Origin of the sequence: Methanosarcina acetivorans C2A, assembly GCF_000007345.1 — an archaeon.
GTDB lineage: Archaea > Halobacteriota > Methanosarcinia > Methanosarcinales > Methanosarcinaceae > Methanosarcina > Methanosarcina acetivorans.
Window position 1 is genome coordinate 497513 of the sequence record NC_003552.1, and the last position, 26245, is coordinate 523757.

At 41.4% G+C, this 26245-nt stretch carries 27 protein-coding genes; 17 read left to right on the forward strand and 10 right to left on the reverse strand.

The genetic code is table 11. The features are described 5' to 3' along the window. The first annotated feature begins 45 nt into the window (after positions 1-45). The 10 genes from MA_RS02185 (at position 46) to MA_RS02225 (ending at position 7750) form a co-directional block, all read left to right on the forward strand. Positions 46-1230: a glutathione-independent formaldehyde dehydrogenase gene (locus tag MA_RS02185; RefSeq protein ID WP_011020470.1), complete on the forward strand. Its 1185-nt coding sequence runs from the start codon at positions 46-48 to the stop codon at positions 1228-1230. A 335-nt stretch (positions 1231-1565) separates the two neighbouring features. Beyond that, a complete protein-coding gene (locus MA_RS02190; protein WP_011020471.1) occupies positions 1566-2105 on the forward strand; it encodes a flavodoxin family protein in 540 nt (179 codons plus the stop codon). A gap of 213 nt (positions 2106-2318) precedes the next feature. After that, positions 2319-3302 (forward strand): alpha/beta hydrolase, encoded by a 984-nt coding sequence (locus MA_RS02195; protein ID WP_011020472.1) that lies wholly within the window; start codon positions 2319-2321, stop codon positions 3300-3302. Positions 3303-3371: 69 nt separating this feature from the next. Then, complete coding sequence (locus tag MA_RS29265; RefSeq protein ID WP_282680155.1) at positions 3372-3458, forward strand: hypothetical protein; 87 nt, start codon at positions 3372-3374, stop codon at positions 3456-3458. 68 nt (positions 3459-3526) lie between these two features. Beyond that, entirely contained in the window at positions 3527-3715 is a 189-nt protein-coding gene (locus tag MA_RS29270; protein ID WP_282679574.1) for an NAD(P)H-dependent oxidoreductase, read from the forward strand. Positions 3716-3838: 123 nt separating this feature from the next. After that, on the forward strand, positions 3839-4438 hold the full coding sequence (locus MA_RS02205) for a DUF2202 domain-containing protein (protein WP_011020473.1): 600 nt from the start codon (positions 3839-3841) through the stop codon (positions 4436-4438). Between the two features lie 450 nt (positions 4439-4888). Then, positions 4889-6091 carry an aldo/keto reductase gene (locus MA_RS02210; RefSeq protein WP_011020474.1) on the forward strand — a complete coding sequence of 401 codons (1203 nt, stop codon included), beginning with the start codon at positions 4889-4891 and terminating at the stop codon, positions 6089-6091. 283 nt (positions 6092-6374) lie between these two features. Continuing rightward, entirely contained in the window at positions 6375-6614 is a 240-nt protein-coding gene (locus MA_RS26425) for a hypothetical protein (RefSeq protein WP_011020475.1), read from the forward strand. A 546-nt stretch (positions 6615-7160) separates the two neighbouring features. Beyond that, the gene (locus tag MA_RS02220; protein WP_083755869.1) at positions 7161-7391 is read left to right on the forward strand and encodes a CxxC-x17-CxxC domain-containing protein; all 231 of its coding nucleotides are present in this window, start codon (positions 7161-7163) and stop codon (positions 7389-7391) included. A 197-nt stretch (positions 7392-7588) separates the two neighbouring features. Then, entirely contained in the window at positions 7589-7750 is a 162-nt protein-coding gene (locus MA_RS02225) for a hypothetical protein (RefSeq protein ID WP_157860079.1), read from the forward strand. A 230-nt stretch (positions 7751-7980) separates the two neighbouring features. On the opposite strand, the gene MA_RS02230 is transcribed toward MA_RS02225, so the two are convergent. Then, on the reverse strand, positions 7981-8373 hold the full coding sequence (locus tag MA_RS02230) for an SBBP repeat-containing protein (protein WP_226990920.1): 393 nt from the start codon (positions 8371-8373) through the stop codon (positions 7981-7983). A gap of 310 nt (positions 8374-8683) precedes the next feature. Here MA_RS02230 and MA_RS02235 point away from each other — a divergent pair, with 310 nt between their 5' ends. The 4 genes from MA_RS02235 to larC all read left to right on the forward strand — a co-directional run bounded on the left by MA_RS02235 (position 8684) and on the right by larC (position 12859). Then, positions 8684-8896: a hypothetical protein gene (locus MA_RS02235; protein ID WP_193589513.1), complete on the forward strand. Its 213-nt coding sequence runs from the start codon at positions 8684-8686 to the stop codon at positions 8894-8896. 355 nt (positions 8897-9251) lie between these two features. Beyond that, positions 9252-10454: an aldo/keto reductase gene (locus tag MA_RS02240; protein ID WP_011020479.1), complete on the forward strand. Its 1203-nt coding sequence runs from the start codon at positions 9252-9254 to the stop codon at positions 10452-10454. Between the two features lie 343 nt (positions 10455-10797). Continuing rightward, positions 10798-11631 (forward strand): nickel pincer cofactor biosynthesis protein LarB, encoded by an 834-nt coding sequence (gene larB / locus MA_RS02245; RefSeq protein ID WP_011020480.1) that lies wholly within the window; start codon positions 10798-10800, stop codon positions 11629-11631. 37 nt (positions 11632-11668) lie between these two features. Next, the gene (gene larC / locus MA_RS02250) at positions 11669-12859 is read left to right on the forward strand and encodes a nickel pincer cofactor biosynthesis protein LarC (protein WP_011020481.1); all 1191 of its coding nucleotides are present in this window, start codon (positions 11669-11671) and stop codon (positions 12857-12859) included. Between the two features lie 254 nt (positions 12860-13113). Here larC and asd read toward each other — a convergent pair whose 3' ends face one another. From asd to MA_RS28300, 6 genes are all read right to left on the reverse strand, one after another. Further along, a complete protein-coding gene (gene asd, locus MA_RS02255) occupies positions 13114-14142 on the reverse strand; it encodes an aspartate-semialdehyde dehydrogenase (protein ID WP_011020482.1) in 1029 nt (342 codons plus the stop codon). A 99-nt stretch (positions 14143-14241) separates the two neighbouring features. Then, positions 14242-14424, reverse strand: coding sequence for an indolepyruvate ferredoxin oxidoreductase subunit alpha (locus MA_RS02260; RefSeq protein WP_011020483.1), 183 nt, complete (start codon positions 14422-14424; stop codon positions 14242-14244). A 246-nt stretch (positions 14425-14670) separates the two neighbouring features. Next, complete coding sequence (locus MA_RS02265) at positions 14671-14979, reverse strand: hypothetical protein (protein ID WP_011020484.1); 309 nt, start codon at positions 14977-14979, stop codon at positions 14671-14673. A 136-nt stretch (positions 14980-15115) separates the two neighbouring features. Beyond that, on the reverse strand, positions 15116-16180 hold the full coding sequence (locus MA_RS02270) for a CobW family GTP-binding protein (RefSeq protein WP_011020485.1): 1065 nt from the start codon (positions 16178-16180) through the stop codon (positions 15116-15118). A 233-nt stretch (positions 16181-16413) separates the two neighbouring features. After that, positions 16414-16719 (reverse strand): hypothetical protein, encoded by a 306-nt coding sequence (locus MA_RS02275; protein WP_011020486.1) that lies wholly within the window; start codon positions 16717-16719, stop codon positions 16414-16416. A gap of 1250 nt (positions 16720-17969) precedes the next feature. Continuing rightward, positions 17970-18476 (reverse strand): hypothetical protein, encoded by a 507-nt coding sequence (locus tag MA_RS28300; RefSeq protein ID WP_011020487.1) that lies wholly within the window; start codon positions 18474-18476, stop codon positions 17970-17972. 264 nt (positions 18477-18740) lie between these two features. Between MA_RS28300 and MA_RS02285 the strand changes: the two genes are divergently transcribed. Beyond that, positions 18741-19736 (forward strand): radical SAM protein, encoded by a 996-nt coding sequence (locus MA_RS02285; protein WP_048066092.1) that lies wholly within the window; start codon positions 18741-18743, stop codon positions 19734-19736. Positions 19737-19830: 94 nt separating this feature from the next. After that, positions 19831-20646 (forward strand): IS5-like element ISMac11 family transposase, encoded by an 816-nt coding sequence (locus MA_RS02290; RefSeq protein WP_011020489.1) that lies wholly within the window; start codon positions 19831-19833, stop codon positions 20644-20646. Between the two features lie 1234 nt (positions 20647-21880). On the opposite strand, the gene MA_RS02300 is transcribed toward MA_RS02290, so the two are convergent. Beyond that, complete coding sequence (locus MA_RS02300; RefSeq protein WP_011020491.1) at positions 21881-22684, reverse strand: 2-amino-3,7-dideoxy-D-threo-hept-6-ulosonate synthase; 804 nt, start codon at positions 22682-22684, stop codon at positions 21881-21883. 111 nt (positions 22685-22795) lie between these two features. Next, entirely contained in the window at positions 22796-23311 is a 516-nt protein-coding gene (locus tag MA_RS02305) for a deoxyuridine 5'-triphosphate nucleotidohydrolase (RefSeq protein WP_011020492.1), read from the reverse strand. 275 nt (positions 23312-23586) lie between these two features. Between MA_RS02305 and MA_RS02310 the strand changes: the two genes are divergently transcribed. Further along, a complete protein-coding gene (locus tag MA_RS02310; protein ID WP_048064883.1) occupies positions 23587-25656 on the forward strand; it encodes a DUF2341 domain-containing protein in 2070 nt (689 codons plus the stop codon). Between the two features lie 236 nt (positions 25657-25892). Here MA_RS02310 and MA_RS02315 read toward each other — a convergent pair whose 3' ends face one another. Next, positions 25893-26102 (reverse strand): hypothetical protein, encoded by a 210-nt coding sequence (locus MA_RS02315; RefSeq protein WP_048064884.1) that lies wholly within the window; start codon positions 26100-26102, stop codon positions 25893-25895. Between the last annotated feature and the right edge of the window lie 143 nt (positions 26103-26245).

The window sequence follows — 26245 nt, forward strand, 5'->3', positions numbered from 1 at the left end:
TGTAAAATAATACTATTTATACAAAATCCAATATGGGGGGCTAAAATGAAAGCCGTGGTATATAAAGGACCAAGAAATGTAGATGTTGAAGAAGTTAAAAAACCAGAAATAGAGAAGCCAACTGACGTAATTATAAAAGTGACAAGTAGTGGAATCTGTGGAAGTGATTTACATCTATATGATGGCCATGGTCCTGACGGATTAGGAACAATTTTAGGACATGAACCAATGGGAGTTGTTGAAGAGGTTGGAGATGCAGTTGAGCTAGTTAAACCTGGTGATAGGGTAGTAATACCATTTAATGTTGCATGTGGATCTTGTTTGAACTGTATCAGAGGTTTAACCAATATGTGTCTTACCATGAATCCAGACGCAGCTATAGCAAACTATGGATATCCTGGAGCGGGACCATATGCTGGTGGACAAGCTGAGTACCTGAGAGTTCCTTATGGAGATTGGGCTTGCTTAAAATTACCCGGTGAGCCGGGGGATGAATTTGAAGATGATTTTGTGATGCTTGCAGACATATTTCCAACTGCATATTATGCAGCAGAGTTAGCTAAAGTAAAAACTGGGAAAACGGTAGCTGTTTTTGGCGCCGGGCCTGTGGGTTTACTTGCAGCGTACAGTTCAATGTTAATGGGTGCAAGTGAAGTCTACGTTGTTGATAAATCTGATAAACGTTTAAAACTTGCTGAATCAATTGGTGCAGTTCCAATTAACTTTACAGATGGTGATCCCGTTGAGATGATAATGCAAATCCGTCAAAATAACAAAAATTTAATGAGTTCTCTAAGGCCTGGAGAAGAAAAGGTTTTAGGTGTGGATTGTGCAATTGATGCAGTGGGTTATCAAGCACTTGATAGAAATAATTCTGAAGAATTTAAGCCAAACCAAGTTTTAATGGACATCGCAAGAATTATAGCCCCAGGGGGCAGCATTGGAGTAATTGGTGTTTATAGTCCAGATCCTGCCGGTAAGGATGAGAATGAGAAACAAGGATATTTAACGCTTCCGTGGGCTGAATTATGGTTCAAAGGAGTATCTATAGGTACTGGACCGACACCTGTTAAACAAATGCACGGGTTTTTAAGAAATTTGATATTCAATGGTAAAGCAAAACCAAGCTTCATAGTATCTGACCGTATCAGCATTGATGAAGCTCCTGAAGCATATAAGCAATTTGATAAGAGGGATGATGTAGTTAAGCCTATAATCAAATTCCATTAAGTATGGTTAAAATAAGAACTTAACTTATTTTTTTAATTTAACTTTCATTTGATTAATTCTCCCTAATTATAGCGACTGCGAACTAAAAATCAGTCATTCAGATATAGAGATTAATTGAAAACTTTCCTTTAATCAATCAGGAGTCATATCCATGAGTTAGTTATCAATTTCTTTTTTATTCTCATTTTTTTGAGGAAGCAAATAGTTATATAGCATTAAGTATCTGATGATTGACCAATCAGTCAATATTGACATTCACATTATATAATGAACTTATCTCAAAGCTCAAATTTGCCGAGTATAAAACATAATCAAGAATATGGAGGATAATACAAATGAGCAAAAAAGTATTAGTGTTGTCTGCAAGTCCAAGAAAAGGCGGAAACTCCGACCTGCTGTGCGACCAGTTCATACGTGGAGCGGAAGAGGCGGGCAATCAGGCGGAGAAGATCTTTGTGAATGACAGGACGATCGCTTACTGTACAGGATGTGGGGTCTGCTTTAACAGAGGGAATGGATGTTCCCAAAAGGACGACATGGACGAGATCCTGGATAAAATGATCGCGTCAGATGTGATCGTAATGGCCACTCCGGTGTACTTCTACACAATGAATGGTCAGATGAAGACCCTGATAGACCGCACTTGCGCCCGATACACAGAGATCAATTACAAGGATTTCTATTTCATCGTAGCAGCTGCCTCCGATAGTGAACCGGCCATGGAGAGAACACTTGAGGGATTCAGAGGTTTTACTTCCTGCCTTAAAGGGCCAAATGAAAAAGGCGTTGTCTATGGAACGGGTGCCTGGAACGTAGGAGATATCAAGGGAAGCAAAGCAATGGAACAGGCATATGAAATGGGAAAAACAGTTTGATTGAAGGATGAGGTACAATGATCAGAGTAGAATCATGCGAACAGATATTTGAAGAATTATCCGGAGAGGTCTAACTAAAAACTAATTTTTTCACGCTTTTTATGAGTGATTAGTCAATCAAAGTAAATATATACTAAAACCCCTATCTATTACTGACTGATCAGTCAGTAGTAATACTATTTGATACAATTCTAATATTCAGGAGAACTAAGAATGTCGGGAAATATGGAATCTAAAAATGAATCTAGTGGGAAAACTTTTGAACTCAGTGAAAAGGTAACTGTAGAAAAAGTATCCTATAATAATAGGTACGGAATTACCGTTGTAGCAGACATGTACTTATCAAAAGATATTGATATGTCTAAAAAATATCCAGCAATTGTTATAGGAACACCTTATGGAGGTGTAAAAGAGCAAGGGGCTGGTATTTACGCACAGAATATGGCAGAACGAGGATTCGTTGCTATTGCGTTCGATGAATCTTTTAATGGCGAAAGCAGTGGTGAACCAAGACATGTTTCTTCTCCAGATATATTTGTTGAAGATTTTAGTGCAGGAGTAGACTTTTTGGGAACACGCCTTTTTGTGGACAGAAATAGAATCGGCGCTATCGGTATCTGTGGAAGTGGCGGATTTTCAATTACTACAGCTCAAGTTGACCCACGTATCAAAGCAGTTGCTACTGCAAGTATGTATGATATAAGTAGCATGATAAGAGATGGATTTGGAAAAACAATGACTGATGAACAGCGTGCTCAAACTTTAGTTCAGTTGGGCGAGCAACGATGGAAAGACTTTGAGAATGGTACTCCAGAAGTGCCTATGGGTTTCCCAAGTGAACCAGCTGATTCAATCCCAGAAGGATTAGATCCAATTTCAAGTGAATTTTTTGAATACTACGGAATGGAGCGTGGACATCATCCTAATGCAGGAGCCGCATTTACTATTACAAGTAGCATGTCATTCATGAATTTCCCATTGATGAACTATATTGATACCATTTCACCACGACCAATTTTGTTCATCATCGGTGAAAATGCTCACTCCAGGTATTTCAGTGAAGATGCCTATGAAAGGGCTGCTGAACCGAAAGAACTCTACGTTGTTCCGGGAGCAAGACATATTGATCTGTACGACAGGACCGACATGATTCCATTTGACAAATTAGAATCATTCTTCTCTGAAAATCTAAAATGATCCCATTAGAAATCAAAATGAGATGATTACATGAAGAGAATAGCAATCAATGGTAGTCATAGGAAGAATATGAACACTGCAATAATCCTGGAACATGCACGTAAGGGAGCAGAATCCAAGGGTGCGGAAACAGAACTCATCCACTTTATGATCTAAACTACAAAAGGTTCATAAGCTGCTTTGCCTGCAAGAGAGTAGGCGGTCAAAGCTATGGCGTATGTGCCATGAAAGATGAACTGACCCCTGTCCTTAATAAAATAGAAGAAGTCGATACCTTTATTCTTGGAGCTTCTATCTACTTCGGGGATGTGACCGGAGAGATGAGGTCTTTTCTGGAACGATTATTGTTCCAGTACCTTGTTTGGAGTGAAATAACGGGTCACATGTGCACGATATACAACTGCAATATATGACCAAAACTCCCCAATTGCTGATACTCTCAGGAACGCATCCCAGCAAGCTGCCTCAGGAAAATTGATCCGCATAATAGCATATTTTAAACATCATCAATAGCTATTTAACTAAGTATACATAAAATGATAAATTATCTGGGAGTGATACAAATTAGGGAAAACATAAGCAGCTTAACTTTTTTTGTCCTGCTACTGATCACCGCAGTGGTCGGGATTTCGGGATGCCAGGAAAACGGGACAAACTCCGAAAGTACGGATACGTCGGGCGTCACTTTACAGGATTCCGTTTTGAATGATACGGAAATAAACTCTCTCATATACATGCGAGAGGAAGAGAAGTTAGCAAGAGACGTGTACCTCTACCTCTACGACAAATGGAATATACCCATCTTCAGAAACATCGCTGCGAGCGAACAGGAACATACAGATGCAGTGAAATCCTTACTGACGCAGTATGGCGTGCAGGATCCAGCCTCCACGACTTCTGAGGGAGAGTTCACCAATCCCGAGCTGCAGGAACTCTACAATCAGCTGATCCAGCAGGGAAGTGTCTCCAGGGAAGATGCTCTTAAAGTAGGTGTGATCATCGAGGAGAAAGACATTCGCGATCTAGAAGCAGATCTCGCTAATACCACGAACAGCGATATCAAGATTGTCTACGGCAACTTGCTGCGAGGCTCGAACAATCACCTTTCCGCCTTCAACACCCAGCTTGGAAAGTAACATAGGCAACACTTTCCTTTTTCCGTGGACGAATACTCTACTTTTGGCGGGACTTAAGGGTAAATCTTTCCAGTACCTCATTCTGGAATAGGTTCATAAAACTTGACTTTTGAATTGATTCGCAGATCATGGATCTTTCTGGGAAATCAGTTCGGAGTCATATTCGTGAGTGTTATTTATCATTTCTCTTTTCATTCAGTAGTTATTGAGAGGGCAAATGGTTATATAATATTAAGTATTTTGTTGATTGACTGATCAGTCACAACAATTTACATTCTGTAGTAGTCTCATCCCAAAAGTAAGTATTTCATTCTTTTTATGAGTGACCAGTCTATCAGATACAAAAACTAACTGATCGATCTCTCGCAAAAATAAGCAGCCAGTCGATAAACAGTCAATCAAAAATCAATCAGGATCAAGTTAAAAATTCAAAAATTCAGGAGAACTAAAATGTTATACAGAAAAATGCCTAAAAATAGAGACGAACTTTCGATACTTGGATTCGGATGCATGCGCCTTCCCGCAAAAGAAGATGGTAATATAGACGAAGAAAGAGCCACCAGGCAGGTACGTTATGCAATCGACCAGGGAGTGAATTATATTGATACTGCCTGGCCCTATCACATGGGAGAGAGCGAGCCTTTCTTGGGTCGTGCTCTTGCTGACGGGTACCGCGAGAAAGTTAAACTCGCAACAAAACTTCCTTCCTGGCTTATAGAGAGTCGGGAGGATATGGATAAGTTCCTGAATGCTCAACTGGAGAAACTCAAAACAGACCACATCGACTATTATCTCATACACGCTCTCGTTGGTGATTTGTGGGGCAATATTGAAAAGTTGGATGTGGCTGATTTCCTTGACAAAGCCAAAGCTGACGGACGCATCAGAAATGCAGGTTTCTCCTTCCATGGCTCGGGAGAGGCCTTCAACCGGATAGTGGACGCTTATGACTGGGACTTTTGCCAGATCCAGTACAACTTTCTGGACGAAAAGAACCAGGCAGGGACTTCCGGTCTAAAATACGCTGCCTCCAGAGGTCTTGGTGTTATCATCATGGAACCTCTCCGTGGAGGAAACCTGACAAAAACCGTGCCTCAAGCCGTGAAAGATATCTGGAACGAAGCCCCGATAAAGAGGTCCCCTGCAGAATGGGCTCTTCGCTGGGTTTGGAACCATCCGGAGGTCACTGTAGTTCTTTCCGGGATGAATGAAGAAACCCATGTGGAAGAAAACCTGAAAGTGGCAGGCGAGGCTTACCCGAATTCCCTTACAGAAACCGAACTGCAACTAGTAAAAAAAGTAGAGCGGAAGTACCGTGAACTGATGAAAGTAGGCTGTACAGGCTGCAGATACTGTATGCCCTGCCCGGCAGGAGTGAATATCCCACTCTGTTTTGAATTGTACAACAACCTCTATCTGTCCGGCAACGCAGACGAGACAAAGTTCCTCTATGCCGCACAGTTGAGTGGTGCCATATCCGTTGGAGAAACCGGATTTGCATCCCAGTGCGTCCAGTGCGGACAGTGCCTTGAAAAATGTCCCCAGCACATTGATATACCAACGATGCTCGAATCCGTTGTAGAAGAACTGGAAGGATCCGATCTGGAGGAAAGAGTTGCCATGGCAAGGCAGTTGTTCAAGAAGCAGGCGTAAAAGCAAGAACGATTCTAAGTACCGAAAAAACAAAATGAAGATATTGTTTAAGCTGACTTTTATCAACAGATTAAATAATATCTCCATTTTCCGCTTTTGATCTTCATTCAGTTAACTATACTCATTCAGCTTTAGAATTTTGATTTTTTACCTCAAATTGCAAAGCAGTAACACGATAATCATATAGGACTTACGCATTTGCCTGCTTTGCAGGCGATTTTTTAATTTCCAGAAAAACGGCAGGCTGCACTTTCATCTTGTAATTTTCGGTATTAATTGGATAATGCCAATAAAACTTCTTAAAAAGATATGGGTTAGCTACGGGGGCGGCCCGGTGATGAACATCTGTGCCATTACCAAACAAAAGAAGGTTGGACCTGGGCGCGTAAACTTCCAAAAGAAGCAGGTGGTCAAGATCCAGCCGGCTTTCTCTCTGATTATCTTGAAAAATCAATGTCTCCAAGTTCCGGGGCTCTATGTTGGACCTTCAATATTCAGTTCTGGTCTGCCAGCTAGGATATAAAACAGAGTCCGGAAAAGCATGAAACAAAAGGATTCTGGGCTCGGGTGAGTGTAGTTTCAAAAAAAGGTAAAAAGCTATACATACATGATTTTTTACCTTTTGGTAAATCGGATACTTGATTTCAACAGCAAAGAGGTATTTTGTTCTTTAGATCTGTAGTCTCCAAGGAGTAATTTACCTTTAACTTCCATTAAATTTAGTCTAAAAGTACGTGATGAAGGTGGTTCCTCACGTACTCACTCTTTTCTGGGTACTGTCAAGTCTATGAGGGCTAAAGAATTTTCAGCTATGATTGAGCTTAAAAAGTGTCCAGCAACTGTAACATGACAGAACCAGAAATTAAATGTATATATACAAGTACGTATGTATATATACAACTTACTCGTATTATATGATATAGGACATATATTTGGGGTGCAAAATCAATCACAGTGGTTTTTTATCTTCATTCGAACTCTAAGCTTTGAAGTTAATGTTATTGATTTCTTAGTTCAACCGCATACGTCCTAAACACTAATAAGACAACTACAAACAAAGGTAAATAAAATGGCTTTTAATGACAGAGGAAAACCCTTCAGGGGAAAGTACGACAATCGTGGAGATTTCGAATCTCCAAGAGGAATGTACAAAGCGGCTCCAAGAGAAATGTACAAGGCTATATGTTCAGATTGCGGTGTTGAGACTGAAGTTCCATTCAAACCAGCAGAAGGACGGCCTGTTTATTGTAAGGATTGTCTTCCTAATCACAGGAAACCCAGAGAGAATCGCAGGTATTAAATGCGATCATATAAAAAGATTTAAAAGCATTTATTTTCTTTAAGATTTAGGGCAGAGTTAAAGCTTTGCCTTATGAATTTTGCTTTAAGTTTTTTGTAGTGTTGTAAATCTACTGGAAATTTAGCTATTGATGTAATTTTCAATTTCTGTACTGGTAAAGATCTTGATTAATGCTTATAGACTTAAAGGAGTTGAATATGAAAATAGGCAAATCGAAAACAAAGAAGGGTGGGAATTATACTCCATGTGAAAACTGCGGAGAATTCTATAAGCAAGCTGTTTATATGTATATAGGTAGAAAATGGACTAAAATAGGAGTGGGATGCCCTGAATGTCTTAAAAAGGAACTACAAAAATAATTATAGGGTATTACACATGTTTTAACATAGAGCTTATCCCAAAACCTATTTTATTACTCCATCGGTAGAAATCTCCGAATTATTATCATTATCTGTGGGCTCGATTGACTATTCTGGATTTAAGATTTAGAGAGCAAATTTTGAGTTTTGGGAGAAGCTCAACGTTTATTCCATGCTCCGAGAAAAAATACATGTTGGAGTTTTGATAAAAAGTTTAAAAGAGGATAACCTCACCATTTTTTACGTCTAAATATTACTGTTAAAACAAGGATTGCAGCAACAAGTACAATAATTGAAGGGAAATCTACGAAATTTGGAGCAAACTTCTGAATGCGTGAATATCCTGATTCAACAACATAAACATTACCCGAAGAATCTACAGCAATATCAGTTGGGTCATAAATTTGTCCGTTTCCGCTGCGTGAAGAATCCCATTGAGTGAGGTATCTGCCGTTGCTGTTAAACTTCTGAATGCGCTGATTAAAGTCATCGGCAACATAAACATTACCCGAAGAATCTACAGCAATACCACATGGTAAAAGAAATTGTCCGTTTCCGCTACCATAAGAACCCCGTTTAGTAACAAAATTATAAGTCTCAGCATACGTAGCAGAAGCGATCATCAAACAAAGAAATAATAAAACCAAACAAAACAATATTTTCCTAAAAATATTGACTTGTTGACACTTCATTTTTTGAATCACTCCTTTATTTTTTCATATTATGTTGTTAATAGTCCAACATTTTACTATATGAACTCATCCCAAAACCCAGTTTTATCTAATTATCTAGGGTTATTCAGGATTGCTTCATAAACGAGGTTAGATATGTAGCTTAAATATGAGATCCAAAAAAGCAAATTTTGAGTTTTGGGATCAGCCCATTGTTTAAATGAGATAATGCCAGAAAGCAATAAGTAATGTAGTGCATTTTGTGAATGAAGGAAAGGAAACAGGAGAGAGCAGAGACTTTTCCGAGGAGCTCACCATTGTAATGTTTTATCAGGCTAGAAGAGCGATAGTGAACTTTATCCCTGATCCAGATTCATCACAGGATGAAAATAAAATTATAAAGGAAAGGATGGATTCCGGATTATCTGGAGAGGTCTGGCTAAAAAATAATTTTTTTCACTCGTTGCGTGAGTGATATCAGCTAATCAGATTTGGGGATTAATTGAAAACCTGCCTCAAAATACCCAGCTAGTTAGGAAATCAATACGGAGTCATATCCGTGAGTTATTTATCAGTTTTTCTTTTCATGTCGTCGTTATTGAGGGGGCAAATAGTTATATAGTATTAAGTATTCTGTTGATTGACTAATCAGTCACAACAAAACTTAAGTTATACAATGACCTCGCCCCAAAATTAATATTTCACTCCACACACGAGTGACCAGTCAATCAGATATATAAATTAACGGATGATCTCTCGCAAAAATAAGCTGTCAATCAAAGATCGATCAGGATCAGGTTAAACAATTCAATAAATCAGGAGAACTAAAAATGCTGTACAGGAAAATGCCTAAAAATGGAGACGAACTTTCGATACTTGGATTCGGGTGCATGCGCCTTCCCGTAAAAGAAGATGGTAGCGTCGACGAAGAAAGAGCCACCAGGCAGGTACGTTATGCAATCGACCAGGGGGTGAACTATGTTGATACTGCCTGGCCCTATCACATGGGAGAGAGTGAGCCATTCCTGGGTCGTGCCCTTGCCGACGGATACCGCGAAAAGGTTAAACTCGCAACAAAGCTTCCCAGCTGGATGGTGAAAAGCCGGGAGGATATGGATAAATTCCTGAATGCCCAGCTTGAGAAACTTAAAACAGATCATATCGATTATTACCTTATTCACAACCTCTCAGGAGAAACATGGGATAGAATAGAAGCTCTTAATGTGATAGATTTTTTTGAGAAAGCAAAAAGTGACGGACGGATTGTTAATGCAGGTTTTTCCTTCCACGGATTAGCCAATGATTTTAAGAGAATCGTAGATGCATATCCATGGACTTTCTGTCAGATTCAGTACAATTTCATGGATGAAAAACATCAGGCAGGAACTGAAGGACTTAAATATGCAGCTTCAAAGGGACTGGGAGTTATGATCATGGAACCTCTGCGAGGAGGCAACCTCGCTAGGACAGTTCCACTTGCTATTGAAAATATCTGGAGCGAAGCCGATGTAGAACGTACACCAGTGGAATGGGCTCTGAGATGGGTATGGAATCACCCTGAAGTTACTGTCGTGCTTTCAGGCATGAATGAAGAAGTCCACATAAAGGAAAACCTGAAAATAGCATCCGAAGCTTATCCGAATTCTCTGACAGAAGCCGAATTACAACTTGTCAGTAAAGTTGAGCAAAAGTACCGTCAGATTATGAAAGTTGGCTGTACGGGTTGTCAGTATTGTATGCCCTGTCCCTCAGGAGTTAATATACCTGAATGTTTTAGTATTTATAATCACCTGAGTACTTTCGGCAATGCAGAAGATGCAAATTTGCTGTATATAGGATTATTGAGTGGCGCCGTTTCAGGTGGAAAACCAGGAATGGCATCCCAGTGCGTACAATGTGGGCAGTGTCTTGAGAAGTGTCCCCAGCACATCGATATTCCAACGATTCTCGAGTCAGTTGCAGAAGAGCTTGAAGGATCCGATCTGGAGGAAAGGATTGCTATAGTAAAACAGGAGATGCACAAGCAGATTTAAAAGTAAGAACGATTTGAAGTGAAAAGTGACAAAATGAAGATATTGTTTAAGCTGGCTTTTACCAACAGATTAAACAATATTCCCATTTTTCACTGCTGATCTCCAAATTCAGTTAACTATACCCATTCAGCTTTTTCAGTTAATTATACTCATTCAGCTTTAGAATTTTGATTTTTTTACCTCAAATTACAAAGTAGTAACCCAAATAATTATAAAAATCAAACCTGTATGAGTTAGCACGAAACTCTAAAGAGTCTCCAAAATAATAAATTAGTGCCTGGTAGCTTTGTATTTAAGCTGTTTATTGCTAAAGCATTCAATTCCTTTCGATTAAGGGTGGCGCATGGATCTTACTGATATATTAAAGTCTGTCAAAGAAGGAAAAATCGATCTTGAATCGGCAGAACAGCAGGTTCGAGGTCTGGGTTTTGTTTCCTATTCGCATATAGCTAAAGTGGATACCCATAGAAAAAACAGAACCGGAGTAGTCGAAGCTATTCTTGCTGACTGCAAGGAGCCTGAAGATGTTGTCGAGATTGCCAGGGTTATGGTAGTAAAAAGTAATAGAGCCCTGATTACCCGCGTCTCTGCCTCGCATCTGGAAGCTTTAATGAAGGCTTTTGGTGCTGATAAACTCGAGTGGAACAGCCGTGCACGCACAGTGGTTATTCATGACGGGACTCCTGCTCCGCTTACAGGAGGGGTTGTTGGAGTAATATCCGCAGGCACGGCAGACATTCCTGTTGCAGAAGAAGCCAGGGTCGTTGCTTCCGAGATGGGCTGCGAAACCGTAGCTGTCTACGATGTAGGGGTTGCAGGGATTCACAGGCTGATCCCCGAACTACAGAAGCTCAAGATTCGGAATCCGGGGGCAATAGTTGTTGCAGCCGGAAGAGAGGGGACGCTTCCGACTATAGTCTCAGGACTTGTCGACGTGCCTGTAATAGGGCTTCCCGTATCTACGGGTTACGGGGCTGGCGGCGGAGGAAAAGCAGCTCTGCTATCAATGCTTCAGTCCTGTTCGACCCTTGCAGTGGTAAATATTGACGCAGGGTTCGTTGCAGGAGCTTATGCAGCCAGGATCGCAAACATGATTGCTGCAGCTTCTGGAAAAAAAGAAAATCCCGAAGACCTTAAGCAGGAAGAAGAACCGAGAGAGGAACAGGAAGAAGCATAACTGTGATAATTTAGGAGTATGATTAGGGAGGAACTTTATGAAAACACTGGTCTTTAATCCCTTTTCAGGGGCAGCTGGGGATATGATTCTGGCGTGCGCTCTCGATCTCGGAGCTGACAAGCAAGCGGTGAAGGAACTTGTTGAAGCTTCAGCGCCCGTATCCATGGATATAAGGGAAGTGGTGAAAGAGGGAATAAAAGCCCTGGATGTCCGCATAAAAGTGCCTGAAAATGAACATGTCCGGACGTATCCTGAAATCGTAGACCTCGTAAAGGCTGCAAAACTACCTCTTCAGTTGGAAGCAAGTACTCTTAGTATCTTTTTGAAAATGGCCGAAGCCGAAGCTGCCGTCCACGGGCAGCCCGACCTTGAAATGCTCCATTTCCACGAAGTGGGACAGAGTGATGCCCTTGCCGATGTCATAGGTTCTTCTGCAGCCCTCCATTCGCTTAACTGTGATTCGGTTTACTGCACTCCCATCAACGTGGGCAGCGGAACAATAGAATGTGCCCATGGGACCCTTCCTGTGCCGGCTCCCGCAACTCTGGAGATTCTCAGAAAGGGGAAACTCTATTTCAGAGGAGGGAGCGTGAATAAGGAACTGCTGACCCCTACAGGGGCTGCTATCCTTTCACATTTTGCAAAGCCTGTTGAGACTTTTCCCCAGGGGAAGGCAATAGCCATCGGATACGGGGCAGGAAATGCCGACCTTCCAGGGCCCAATGTGCTCCAGGGAGTGCTTCTTGAACCTGACTCCCACCTGATTTCGGATATAATTGAGGTGCTTGAGACCAATGCCGATGATGTAAGCGGGGAAGTTCTGGGCAACCTTTTTGAAGAACTGCTCTCGATGGGGGCAAGGGATGTTGCGATTATGCCCGCAACCATGAAAAAAGGAAGGCCTGCCCATATCATCAAAGTCATTGCAAAGCCCGAAGACAGTGCGAAACTCGCCAGGAAAATCATTGTTGAAACAGGGTCGCTTGGAGTCAGGGTTATGCCTGCACGCCACAGGCTCATGGCTGCCCGCAACATTGAAAGGATCAAAATAGAACTCGAAGGTCAGGAGTTTGAAACCGCAGTCAAGGTTGCCAGGGACTCGGAAGGGGTTCTGCTCAATATCTCTGCGGAGTTTGAGGACTGCAAAAAGATTGCAAAAGCCAGCGGTATTCCTGTTCGAGAGATCATGCGCAGGACAGAAGAAGTCGCAAGAAAACTCTTTTCCTGATGTTACCCGAGAGCTGCCTGAAAAGTAGCTCTCCAGATAACTGCTCCAGCTAAACTCTCCAGCCAAACTTTCCAGCTAAACAAAGTAATATCTAAAAATGTGTTTGAAAAACCCGAGAAAAAGAGATTAAAAACAAAAAACGAAAAGTTTCTGAGAAAAGAGTTTTAAGAAAAGTAAAAGTCCGGATTTTCAGACCTTTTACTTCTCATTCTTATTCTTTACGATTTTTCTTGAGCCGCAAGTTCTGCTTTAACTCAGAGCTTGCCCATTGAGTGCAGGAGTTCCGCATTAAGGACACTTGCCCCTGCAGCTCCCCGGATTGTGTTGTGCCCCATTGCGATGTAACGGATTCCTTCTCTGATCCTGCCCACCGAAACACTCATGCCTTTTCCCATATTGCGGTCAAGGCGCGGCTGGGGCCTGTCGACTTCGTCCCGGACTATAAGGGCTTTCCCTGGTTCTGAGGGGAGTTCTCCGAGCTTCGGGTCAAATTTGAGGAAGGATTCTCTTACCTCTTCAGGGGTGGGTTTATCCCTCATGCCTGCCCAGATGGCTTCCGTGTGCCCGTCGACTACAGGGACCCTGTGGCAGGAAGCACTGACCTTCATGTCTGCAGGCACGATTTCCGAGCCATTAAATTCCCCGAGGAGCTTTAAGGTTTCAGTCTCCATCTTCTTTTCTTCGCTCCCTATATAGGGGATTACGTTATCATAGATTGCCATGGCTGCAACGCCGGAGAAACCTGCTCCGGAAATCGCCTGCATGGTTGCTACCTGTACGGTTTCAAGCCCAAACTGTATGAGGGGCTTTAAGGTAATTGTCATGACAATTGTGGAGCAGTTAGGGTTAGTAATGATGTATCCGTCCCAGCCCCTTGTGTCCTGCTGGACCTCAAGGAGTCCCAGGTGTTCGGGGTTTACTTCGGGAATCACCAGAGGGATGTCTTTTTCCATCCTGTAGGAAGATGCATTGCTTGCAACTGCAAACCCGGCTTTTGCAAACTCGGGTTCCACTGAAAGGGCAAGGTCTGCAGGAAGAGCCGAAAAGACCACATCCGCTTCAACGGTTTTCGGGTCTACGGGAACAACCTCTATGTTTTCGACACTTTCCGGCATGGCTGTATCCAGCCTCCATCCTGCCGCTTCTCGATACGTTTTGCCAGCGCTTCTTTCGGACGCTGCAAGGGCTGTAATCTCAAACCAGGGGTGGTTTGCAAGTGCTTCTACAAATCGCTGCCCTACAGCGCCGGTGGCGCCTAAAATACCCGCTTTAACTGCTACCATCTAAAAAATTGCCTCCGGAGAGATAAGAAATGATTTGATAAGATAAAAAGGAAAAAGAAAAAAATGGAATAAATAATTATTCCACAATGAGCTCTGTTTTTACTCTTCTACCTTAATTGCCTGGTTCGGGCATGCTTCTTCACATGCACCGCACTCTACACATTCATCCTGATCGACAACTGCAAGTCCCTTTTCTTCATCGAGGGTGATTGCTTCAGAAGGACATTCATCGACACAGGTTCCGCATCCAGAACATTCATCTGCATTAACTATTGCTGGCATATTTTTTTCACACTCCTTTTGATTTGCTCGATATGTACCAGGAAATTATATCGGGGCGTTTTTGAAACTTCCATAGAATATCGAAAAATTGATCATAACGCCATTACTCAGATAAACATAAAAACTTATCGCTTTTTAGCAAAAGGCAATTTTCAATAATCGGAAGGAGCTAAGGCTCAAGCTCCGAAAATTTATGTTTTTGAAAGTACATAAAAATAACAAAAAAATATGAGAAAATCTTTTTTTTTAACATACGGAATCATGCAATGTAATTCCGGAATCCGTAAGCCGGTACATTCCTTCTTCAAATTTGAGGAGTCCTTCTTTTAACAGGAAATCCATATGGAATTTGTAAAAAAAATCGGTTAACTCTGACTCTTCTTTTAGCTGTTCCTCGGTTTTCCCAAAGATACCGACTATCCTGAGAAGTTTCCTTCTCGCCGGGTTTATGGAAACTTTTTCCATCATCATGTGGTCCAGCTTGACAGCTTCGGCTTCGGTCACTTCTCCCTTTGAGGCGAAATAAGCATCAAGTTCGTCAATTTCGTCTTGCATATTGAAACTCCAATTCTTATCCTTTAATTTATCAGTTTGTTCTTTAATTTATCAGTTTGTTTCAGTTTTTGATACTGAATATAGTTGCTTTTATTTTTTTCGTTGATTGGAACCGGATTTCTTAAAATATCTGGAATTAATACGAAACCTTCTTTTTCATGAGCCCGTCGATTTTCGTAAGCGTGCCGTGGTGCAGTTCCTTTTTCTCAAAAGATATGTCTGATTCCTTCAACTTTGCTTCAAGTGTGCTTTCCACGATATTTCTGAGCCTGTCTTTCGGAACCTTTGTAATTGCGGAGAGCAGCCTGAGTTCGAACTTTTCATTTTTGCGGGGAATAAATTCCACCTGCGGAGTTTCTTCTGAGGATGTCACACTGCCCTTTACCATGAAGTCCGGGAGCTTCAGGGAAAGTTTGATATGCCCTATAAATTCGGGGTTCATTTCTTCTACCCTGTCCCTTATGGTTTGAAGGCTCTCTTCAATAAGGAACCTGCCTTTTTCAGGGTTAAGGCTGCAGACCTTGAAGGTATAGAGTACCGAGTGGGCCGAAACTTCCGAAATTTCAATGGAATTTTGCTTTTCCTGTGGAGGTTTCGCGGTCCCGGGAACCGAAAGGTGGGCGAGCAGGTTTTCGAACTGTTCATCTCCCAGTTTTGCCGAAAACTTCAGAATTTTAGCTTCAGGGTTCAGTTCGGTAAGCATCTGTTCTGTTGCCATAACTATTTCCGCAGGGGCTATGTCCACCTTATTTATCCCGAGGATTTCGGCTTCTTTTACCTGGGTCTCAATAAACCTGGGGATTTCTTTTGCTTCGGTGCCGAAACGCCCCGGGTCTACTATGGTCACAATCGGGGCAAAGGACAATTCGGAGAGCCCCATTATCTCGATTTCTTCCCTTATCTGCCCTGGAAAAGCAATACCTGTCGGTTCGATAATCACAATCTCAGGCCTGAATTCTTCTTCAAGGGTCTGAAGAGTGTACTGCATACTGATTTTTAAGGTGCAGCATATGCAGCCACTTGTCAATTCTTCAGTTTTGATGTCAGGGCTTTTGAGGGTATCTCCGTCAAGCCCTATTTCTCCGATTTCATTTACGATAATAGCAATCCGTTTTCCGGCATCACTGAGTTGTCTGCTTATTTTCTGAATTGCAGTTGTTTTCCCGCTTCCGAGAAAACCTCCTATGATCATGACTTTCATGTTTTTCTATCCTTTTTTATCCTGAAAATTATCCTGAAAAGAGATTCCGTATAAGAAGATCCCGTATAGGTAGATTCTGTGCAAGAATCTTTTATTTAGGGCTGACAAGTATAATATATTTACTCATATATATAAAATTGGTAAAGCCTTCTATCCAGGTGGTTATAACAAATGAAAACCGGTAAATATTCAAAACGATCCCGAGCTAATTTTCCATCCGGGCTGCAAACTTTTCATAGTTTGGGAAGCACCTTCAGCCCGAGTTCGGTCAGCCTGTAAACGCCTTTTTCGTCTTGGAAGAGAAAATCAGCACTGATCAGAATTTCAGTGTGGAACTTTAAAGCAGCTTCATCGAGACCTGTTTCTTTAAGAAGCTCTACTTTCCTTTTCCCGAGAAAACAAACAGTTCTCATTATATTTCTGCGGGTCTGGCTGGATGCTGCATTGTAGGTTTTTTCACATTTTTCCTGCATCAGTTCTTTTTCGGTTTTTACCTGCGAATCCAGAAAAAGGTCAATTTCATCTATTTCTTCCATCATTAATGCCTTCCTGTGCCGTAAAAATGTCCTTTGAAATTCGGGAGGGTAAATATATAATTATTTTGATTTTGTTTTCCCGGTTTAAGGATACGGAATTTTTTAAAGGAAGTCTGTGTAATCGTTGTTGGGGCAATAGTTGCCTGCCGGGTGTTTTCATTTTCCTTTCTGCTTTAAGCACGCAGGCTCGGGCGTCGCTCAGGGCGTGGAAATGAATCACAAAAATAGTATTCATTGGTCATCGGTTAAGGAATTTTCTTGCCTGAAGGATATCGATTTTGCACCAAAAGTCGCCTTAAATTTTGTCCTTTTTACATGAAATCGATATCCAGTTCCAATCACCAATGGGATACAGTTTTTGAGAACTGTTACGAAAATGGAGGCAATTTATCATGATTCCTCACTTAACCGAAGACGCATGAAATAGTATTATATAATACAATAATTTGGAAGTAATATCTCTAGAAACGATGTATGAACAATATCTTGGAAAGAAATATCTTTGGAATAATATTTCTTAAAACAGTGTCAATAGTTTCAGAAAAGATTCACAAATTACTAACTGTTGCAGAAATTTCCTGAAAATAATTTTGCGTTCCCATCCAAAAACCTGGAAGTTCCGAACGGCTTTAAATGATGCTTTTTTTGTCTGGGAAGAGATATTGAGGTACTGGACTCACGGGTTGCGAGTTGTTTATTTATTTTATCCCTTTACTTGCGGAGTGGATCTTGTACTAGTGTGGGGTGTTGAAGGGATGAGAACGCAAGTTATACTATGCACTTCATGTATATAACACTTTTGTAATTATATGTAACACATAATGTTATTTTATTCTCGTATCATTGTTACCTCTATCTAACTTTAACTCACTGGTATAATATTATAGAACCTTTATAACCTCTCCAAATCTCGGGAAAAATCAGTATCTTATGCCCTCTTATTTCCCATATTTGCATCGGAGTTTAAAGATGTTCGGAAATAAATCCGGCGTTTCTTTCCTGCAAAAACGGCTTTGAAAATAGATTATAAAATTTGGTTTATAACACAAATTCTTGATATGTAATGGTGTGAATTCTCTTTTTTTTGGATCTGGACTCTCTATAAAAAATTTCTATAATATTGATTCTTAGAACCAATTATGGAGTAGTGTTCAGAATAAGTACGAATAAAGTCCGAGTTTTAAGAAAAACAGAATATGCTGGAAAAATCCAGCAGAATTGCAGAGTATTCATTTTATAGTCCCTGGGAATTTTTATTGCCCCTGGGAATATTCCATCACATTGCCTTCTTCATCTACGATTTTCATTTTGCCGTCTTTCATGCTCATTTCGGATATTACGTCTCCCGAAGAGTCATAAGCAGTCCAGAAATAGGTTGCTCCGTCTTCGGACCATAAATATTCAATGCTGGAGACATCTTCATCTTCGACGTTAGTCTCATAAACGGCTTTGCACATCAGGACCCCATCAACAGTTTCGGTCCCTACGATCTCCATTGTTACTTCCTCGCCTGTCTGGGGGTTTGTTGACTTCCAGGAAGATCCTACAGCACACCAGTTGCTGGTGTCTCCGCTAACCATTTCCACTTCAACGTTTTCTTCATTTTCGGTGTCTTCTGCAGAAGCCTCTTCTTCGTTTACTTCTTCAATCGATTCTTCCGGAACATTTGTGTCCTCTTCGCTGTTGTCACTACACCCCGAAGAAACAGCAAAGATGGCACATATGAGTATTACCAGTACTGGAAACCACTTCTTAAACATAAATCTACTCCTCCTCTATTAACTTCAAAATTTAAATAGCATTTATTTTATTTATATGTGCTTACTTTGACTTTTCCCGGGAAAAAAGGCTTTTTTTCGGGCCGGATATCCTAAATTAATATTCAACGAAAAGAGTCTTCCTTATTTCAAAGCTGGCTCCAGACTGTTTAAATTATATTTTCAGAATAATTTATATACTATCTGGTGGAGATGACAAACAGGCCGGAACTACAGGAAAAAATAACTATTTTGAGGAACATCCGAATGCAAGGCACGCAAATTACTCCGGAAATAAAGGCTTTTCTGATCTCTACAGGTTCCGTTTCCGTGGACCCTTCGCTGATTCCAAGGGCACGAGGTTCTACTGCAGGTCCTGGAGCAGGTACCAGCTCCGTCTTTTTCAGGTCAGGGAAAAAGCGAGTCCGGCTCAGTGTAAATAAGAACTCCCTGCTTTCCATCGAAGCCGCAGGAGAGGACGGAACAGTTGCGCTTTTACATGAAGGAAAAGAACTGCTCAGGGGAAAACTTGAGCCTGCTCCTGCCCACTGCCCTGAGCAGGCTTTCATCACGCTCTGCGAGAGGTGTATCTTTGACTGCAAATATTGCCCTGTGCCCAAACTTCAGGGGCATGTCAAAAATGAAGAGGAAGTCCTGAGCATAGTTGAGGAGGTCATGAAAGCCGGAACTCTCAAAGCCATCTCTCTTACTTCCGGAGTAGAGACCTCAATCGAAGGGGAAGTTGAGCGTGTGCTCGAGCTGCTTCCTGCTCTCAAAAAATACAATGTCCCAATAGGAGTTTCGGTTTATCCGACCGAAGGCTGTTCCCGCAAATTTTATGATGCCGGAGTTGCCGAAGTCAAATACAATGTTGAAACCATGGATAGAGAGATTTTCCGGAAAGTCTGTGGAGACCTTTCCCTTGACTATATCCTGGACCGGCTCAAAGAGGCTGTAGAAATTTTCGGAAAAAACAGGGTCTTCAGCAACTTTATAATCGGGCTTGGGGAGAGCGACGCTACTGTCCGGGAAGGAATCGAAACCCTTGCAAAGATAGGAGTAATCCCCATCTTACGCCCGGTAAACCCTCACCCTCTCAGGTCCAGAGACTGCTTTACCGAACGCCCGTCTCCTGAACGCCTTTTGAAACTTGCGAAAATGGAAGCTGAGATCCTGAAGAAATACGGGCTTGATCCCGGACTTGCGAAGACGATGTGCCTGAAATGCACAGGTTGTGACCTTGTACCCTTTGTAGACTTCTGATTCAGGCATGTCCTTATTCATGTATGGCTTCATATAATGCATTAAGTGTCTATCCGAAAAGTATTTTACTTACGATTTAGGGTAATGTTTTGTAGTGACAAAACGAAAAACGGAACACGACTACGAGATCTCTGATGAATTGTGGACTAAAATAAAAGCTTTACTGCCATTGCCCAAACCTAAAAAGAAGGCTGGAAGACCGCGAGAGGATGATCGGAAAATAATGAATGGCATTTTCTACCTCCTTCGTACAGGTTGCCAATGGAAAGCGTTGCCAAGATGTTATGGAGCACCAAGCACTGTACATGATCGATTTCAGGAATGGCAAATATCAGGCTTATTTGAGAAAATATGGCAATTAGGTCTGCTGGATTATGATGATGAAGAAGGGCTAGAGTGGGAATGGCAAGCTATTGATGGAGCTATGACAAAAGCACCATTGGGTGGAGCTGGAACAGGAGCAAATCCTACTGATCGTGGCAAAAAAGGTACAAAAAGGAGTCTGTTAACAGACGGAAAAGGTATACCGCTTTCTGTTGTTGTGGATGGTGCCAATCGTCACGATAAAATGCTTGTGAAAGGGACTCTTGATGCCATTATTATTGAAAGACCTTCGCATAAAGTAACTCAGAATATATGCATGGATAAAGGATATGATTTTCCTGATATCAGACAATTGGTTAATGATTATGGATATACTGCTCATATCAGGAAACGTGGAGAAGAAAACATAAAAATAGATATACCAGGTTACAGGGCAAGAAGGTGGGTAGTGGAAAGGACACATTCTTGGCTGAATAGATTCAGGAGGCTGCTGATTAGATGGGAAAAGAAGATTGAGAATTATCTCGCAATGCTACATTTAGCATGCGCATGGATAACTTTCAGAGCAGCGGGACTTTTCGGATAGGCTCTAAGTTTGATTCATGTATGGTTTCATAGAATGAATTACCGGTCTGGAACAGTAATTCTCTCTAAATTCCAAACTCTCGTTTTTAATTTTTACTATTTGAGAGGTGTCTTTATCTTTTTACAGGTTTTCAACCCCTTCTCTGGAACTCTTCAATTTTCTTTCTCTCCTCCAGCAGGCACCCCATTGTTTCCACTGGAGACATTTGCAGATTAACTTTTTTTATGATCTGTATTTTCTTCTGTTCTATGACATTTCATCTTTTTTCTATATATTTTCTCAATTGTTTCACTTATTTCTGTTTTCAGAGAAGAAACTTTTTTTACTCACTCTGCTATTGTTTTAGACTGTAATGACTTCTTACATGTATCTACACTCTCGAGAAGCCTTCGTATTCACAAAAATTCCCTTTCCCTTGCCTTTTTCTTTAGTTTACCCGGATGTTATTCTCTTAACTCCTCACAAGACACAAACCTCACATTTTTCCCTACAGGTAGTAATTTTCAAACCCCCTTATTTCCACTGGAATCTACAGGTAAACAAATACTCTTTTTCCGGTGTATACAATAGCAGGTTCCTGATCTGGTAAACTTTCAATGGAAGGAAAACTTATTTTGAAAAAAAAGTTCATATTGTTGAAAGTCTCACATCCATCTATTTAGATTGAAGTTCCTGATAAGGTCAATGCAATTCCGGACATATCCTGACAGGGGTTTCGGAGATGTCTCTAATAAGTTCCGGGGGCATCATTCAAAAGTTGTAATTCTATGTGAACAAAATAACGAAAAAAGATTAAAAAGGCTTATCCTGTCAAGGCTTTTCGGCTAAGGCCTTTCGGCTAAGGTTTTTTGGTTAAGGCCTATTGGTTAAGGTCTATTGGTTAAGACTTACCCAATCAAGGTTTACTCAGTTAAAAACACCGGAGCGAGTCGAGTTGAAACTTAAAAATCTGGTTAGGTATTCTTCGCTTTTTCTAAAGCTGAGTTGAGTTTCTAAGGTCAACTCCTCACTTTTGTTCGTTAAATCTCTTAAGAAGGATTTTTCCTGAAAAAGAGCTGCTCCTCCATTTCTGATGGAAGGGTAAGGGAAAATTCCTGAATGGTAAATTTCCCGCTCCCTCATATCTGAAATTCGGATTTTACTTAAGTCCATTCGAAACTCAGATTTTATTTAAGTTAATTAGTTTCAAAATTTATTTTAATAAATTACCTTGTTTACCTTAAACATTCAGGTGTCAGACATTGCTGCCCAGTTTTATCACTTCTTCTGTGGTCATGCCTTCGTGAACGATCTTTGCAATTCTCCGCACAAGGCCTGTGGGGTCTTCTGCCTGGAAAACGTTTCTTCCGATTGCGACACCCCTGCCACCTGCTTCAAGAGAGCCTTCGATCATTTCCAGCAGTTCCTTTTCCGAGCCCATCTTGGGCCCGCCTGCAATAATCACAGGTACGGGACATCCACTGACAACCTCTTTGAAAGTTTCAGGGCTTCCGGTGTAGTTTGTTTTAACGATATCTGCTCCGAGCTCGGCCCCGATTCTGGCTGCGTGTTTTACAACATCCACGTCGTATTCGGAACGGACCTTTTTCCCGCGCGGATACATCATTGCAAGGAGGGGGATTCCCCATTCATCGCATTTTCCTGCAACATAACCGAGATCCTGCAGCATTTCAAATTCGTCCTCAGCCCCTATGTTAATGTGGACCGAGACGGCATCAGCTCCGACTTTTATGGCTTCTTCCACAGTCGTTACAAGCACTTTATGGTTCGGGTCAAGAGCAAGAGATGTTGAAGCTGAGAGGTGGATTATAAGGCCCACATCGTGCCCGTATCCTCTGTGCCCGTGTTTGGCAAGCCCCATATGCCCGAGAACGGCATTGGCCCCCCCCTCTGCAACCTTATTTACAGCTTCCTGAAGGTTTGTAAGCCCTGAAATTGGACCGGCCCCGACTCCATGGTCCATGGGAATGATAATAGCATTACCTGTATTCCTGTTGAAAATACGCTCAATCCTTACGGATTTCCCTATAGTACTCATAGGCTTTGATATACAAATCAGATGATATATACTTTATCTATATATTTTCGACAGACCCCCTTCTCCGGCCTTCTAAACACTGTCCTCTTTCCCGGAGGTCAATCCCGAAAATCATTTTGTATTTTCGTTCTGGTATACTCCGGAATAACCTTCTTCTACTTCGCTGTTAAGAGTATAGAAAAGGAGCTGCATGATCCTGGCGTTTTTCTTCAGCCTGAAGCCTGCGGAGTTGTAAACTACAAGCATGGATTCGCTTCGCCCCCTGTACCCGGCATCCCATACCGCGGTTTCAAGGGTTGCCCCGCAGCGAATGAGGCTTGACCTGGGTTTTGCAATTGCAGCCAGGTTCATGGGAATATTTACGATTTCATTAAATATTACTTTATAAATCCCTTTGGGTAGATGGATCCAGTCGTCGTCCTCAAACTCAAGAGGTTTTGCGTCGGGAACCTTTCTTTCAGAGTTGTCAAAGTCGACAGCTCCGACACCCTCTATTGTCTTAATCTCTTTCAGGGTAAGTTCAAGCCCGTTTGGCTGGATCTGGGTTTCGATATCAACTGCATTTTCAAGCAAATGAGGAGTTGCCTGTATAAGTTTTCTCAGTTCATTGCTGGATAGGAGAGTCATTGGAAACTGTAATTGTAAAGATTCTTTATTATCATTTCGGACTTCCTCTTCTCTCTCACTTATTTTTATATTGACTATTATTATTATTTTAACTATTATTCTGTACAAGTATTTATGAAAAGGTTTATTGTTTTTGGGTTAATTAGTAGTTAAATTAGTAGGTAAAATATAGTATCTGTTATATGGTCTTGACGACGTCTTGATAATCTCTTGATATATCTGGATAGTATTCTTTATCGTGTTTGATATAAGGGCTTAATAAGAGGCTGCTAAAAATGAAAAAGAGACTGCTCACGTATGGGATTGTTTCTACTTTTTTCCTGGTTTTGATCACAGGCTTTGCTCTGGCTTCAACTACAGATGCCTGTTCCCAGGAGATCACAATTACTGAAAACTCCGGAGAAAATCTAACAGGCTATCAGGTTCCCATTTATTTGGACTCTTCTAACTTTAATTTCTCGCAGGCAAATGAAGATGGTTCTGACCTTCGTTTTTCTTCCGGAGGTCGAAGTCTTAATTACTGGATTGAAACCTGGGATCCGGAGGCCGAAAAGGCTCTTATCTGGGTCAGGATTCCCTTCCTGCTTGCGAACAGCAACATTACGCTGCTTATGAAGTGCGGAGATTCGGAGGTCACGGCAGTTAGCAGCGGAGAAGAAACCTTTGATTTTTTCGATGGCTTTGAGGACGATAAACTCCAGAGCCTTTTATGGAGATCCGAAAGTGCCGGGGGAGGTCTTGTTGAAGTTGAAGATGGCATATGTAAAGTTTCAGCTCCCAAGGTACATGCTTATGATTCCTCCATGATCTACAGCAAAGCCAGCTTTGACATAAATTCCATGTTCGTGGTCAAAAGAATGAAGGTTACCACAGGAAAGGATGAGAGAGGCCCTCTGCTAAGGCAGGGTTTCATAGATCAGATTAGCAGTAAGAAAAACGAAATCCAGCACGAAACCGAGCTTGCCAATGAAACCCGTGTGAGTTGGGAAACTTCTAACAGAAAGGAAAGGTACAACTCTTTTGATCTTACCAATGTCCGCGTGCCTGAAGGGGAATGGTACACCTCGGGAATTGCTTGGTACGAAGAAAACGATAATCGCAGCATTGCCTGGTTTAAGGACGGGGTTCGGGATACAAAGATGGACTATACTTCAAGTGAGTATGTTACGAACATCCCGATGCATATTTATCTTTATGCAGCTTCTTACTCCGATGCTTCGAAGAACACCGGCTATATGGCTGTAGACTATGTTTTTGTCCGTAAATTCGTGAACCCCGAACCAACTGTCACATTTGCTTCGGCCCAGATCGAAGACAAAACCCCGGAAGAAACTATTTCGGGCTCTGAAACTTCCGCCGAGAACGAAACTATTTCGGACTCTGAAACTTCTACCGAGAACGAGACTCCTGTTTCTGAGGTTTCGGTTTCTGAAGAATCCTCTGAAATCCCGGCACAGATGGAGGAAAACCAGAGTGCAAACGCAACTAATGCCCCCGAACCTCTGTTCCCCAGATACAGTGTCAGTGTTTCGGGCATTAAACTTTCTTCCCCATACAGGTTCGATTTCCCTGCACTTTCAAAAGATTTTGACTCATCCCGAATCGATACAATCTTCCTGAACATGAGCGGGGAAGATGTCTGGCAGTACGAGCGCTTTGTAAAGATGGCTCACGAGGAAGGAACGACCGTGCATGCAGTGCTTTTTGAAGAACTTGACTGCACGGAAGAAAGAGCCACGAACAGCTCCCTGGCTTCCCTGGATGCCATCCTTGACTATAACGAAAAGTCGCTTGCACCTTTTGATGGGATCAACATCTACATGAAATCGTCCAATGATTCTGAAGAGGGCTGTATGGACTATGTAACCCTTCTTGAGGCTGCAGAAAAGAAAGCCGGAGACAAAGTGTCCATTTCAGCAAGTCTTCCTCCCGGTTATGATACGTCAAACGTTGAAGAAATCGCTCCTCTGGTAGATTTCTTCGTTGTCAGGGCTTATGACCGTGAGAAGAAAAACCTCACCTCCGAATCCGATATTGTTGATGCTATTGCACTTGAGATGGGAGAAATCAGAGGTGTGAACTCAAAAGGAATAATTGAAATTTCCGTAGATGAGGGCTTTGAGGACAAGTATTCGATACAGAACCTCTTTGCCACCCTTGCGGAATACTATGCCAATGATTCGGCTTTTATGGGAGTTTCAATTTCTAACTATGATACCTATAAAGCCCTGCCTGTGAAAGCCGAACCCGAAGAAGAAAAATCGCCACTGCCTGGATTTGAAACGCTTTCTGTTTTGCTTTCAGGGCTTGGAGCGTTTGCTCTCCTTAAAGCGAGGAAAAATTGAGCAAAATCAGGAAAATAAAAGATTGATTAAGATTAAGGCAAAAAGAGAATAAAGTAGTGAGAAAAGAGTGAAGGGAATTTTTTCCTTTTTTATCTATTTTTCCTCTTCTTCCTTTTTTCCATTTTTTTCCTCTTCTTCCTTTTTTCCATTTTTTTCCTCTTTTTCCTTTGGCATGAAAGTATTTTCAATCACTTTCATTTATTTTTGCCTTTTATTCGAAGAATATCATGTGTGTTTTATCTGTTTTTCCCCTTTCTTCTTTTTTTATCTGTTTTTCCTCTTCTCCTTCCTTTCTTTCTATTTATTTTTGTCCTGTTTCTGCCTTTTATTTCATTTATTTCTTTTCTCTCATTGCCCTCATTTCTTTCATTTGCATTGCGTGGAGTTTCATTGCTTCGTCGTTCTACAGCTTGAACCTGTGTGCAGAGTGCTGAACAGTGTTCCAAATATCCGGATTCGATTTAGGTTGATAGGGGCATGAAGGCTGAGCATGTTATTATTATCAATTAATTATTATTTTTCAATATACTGCTATTTATAATATCTAATAATATTATATTTCAATAACTTTTGCCCTATTGCATTTCTG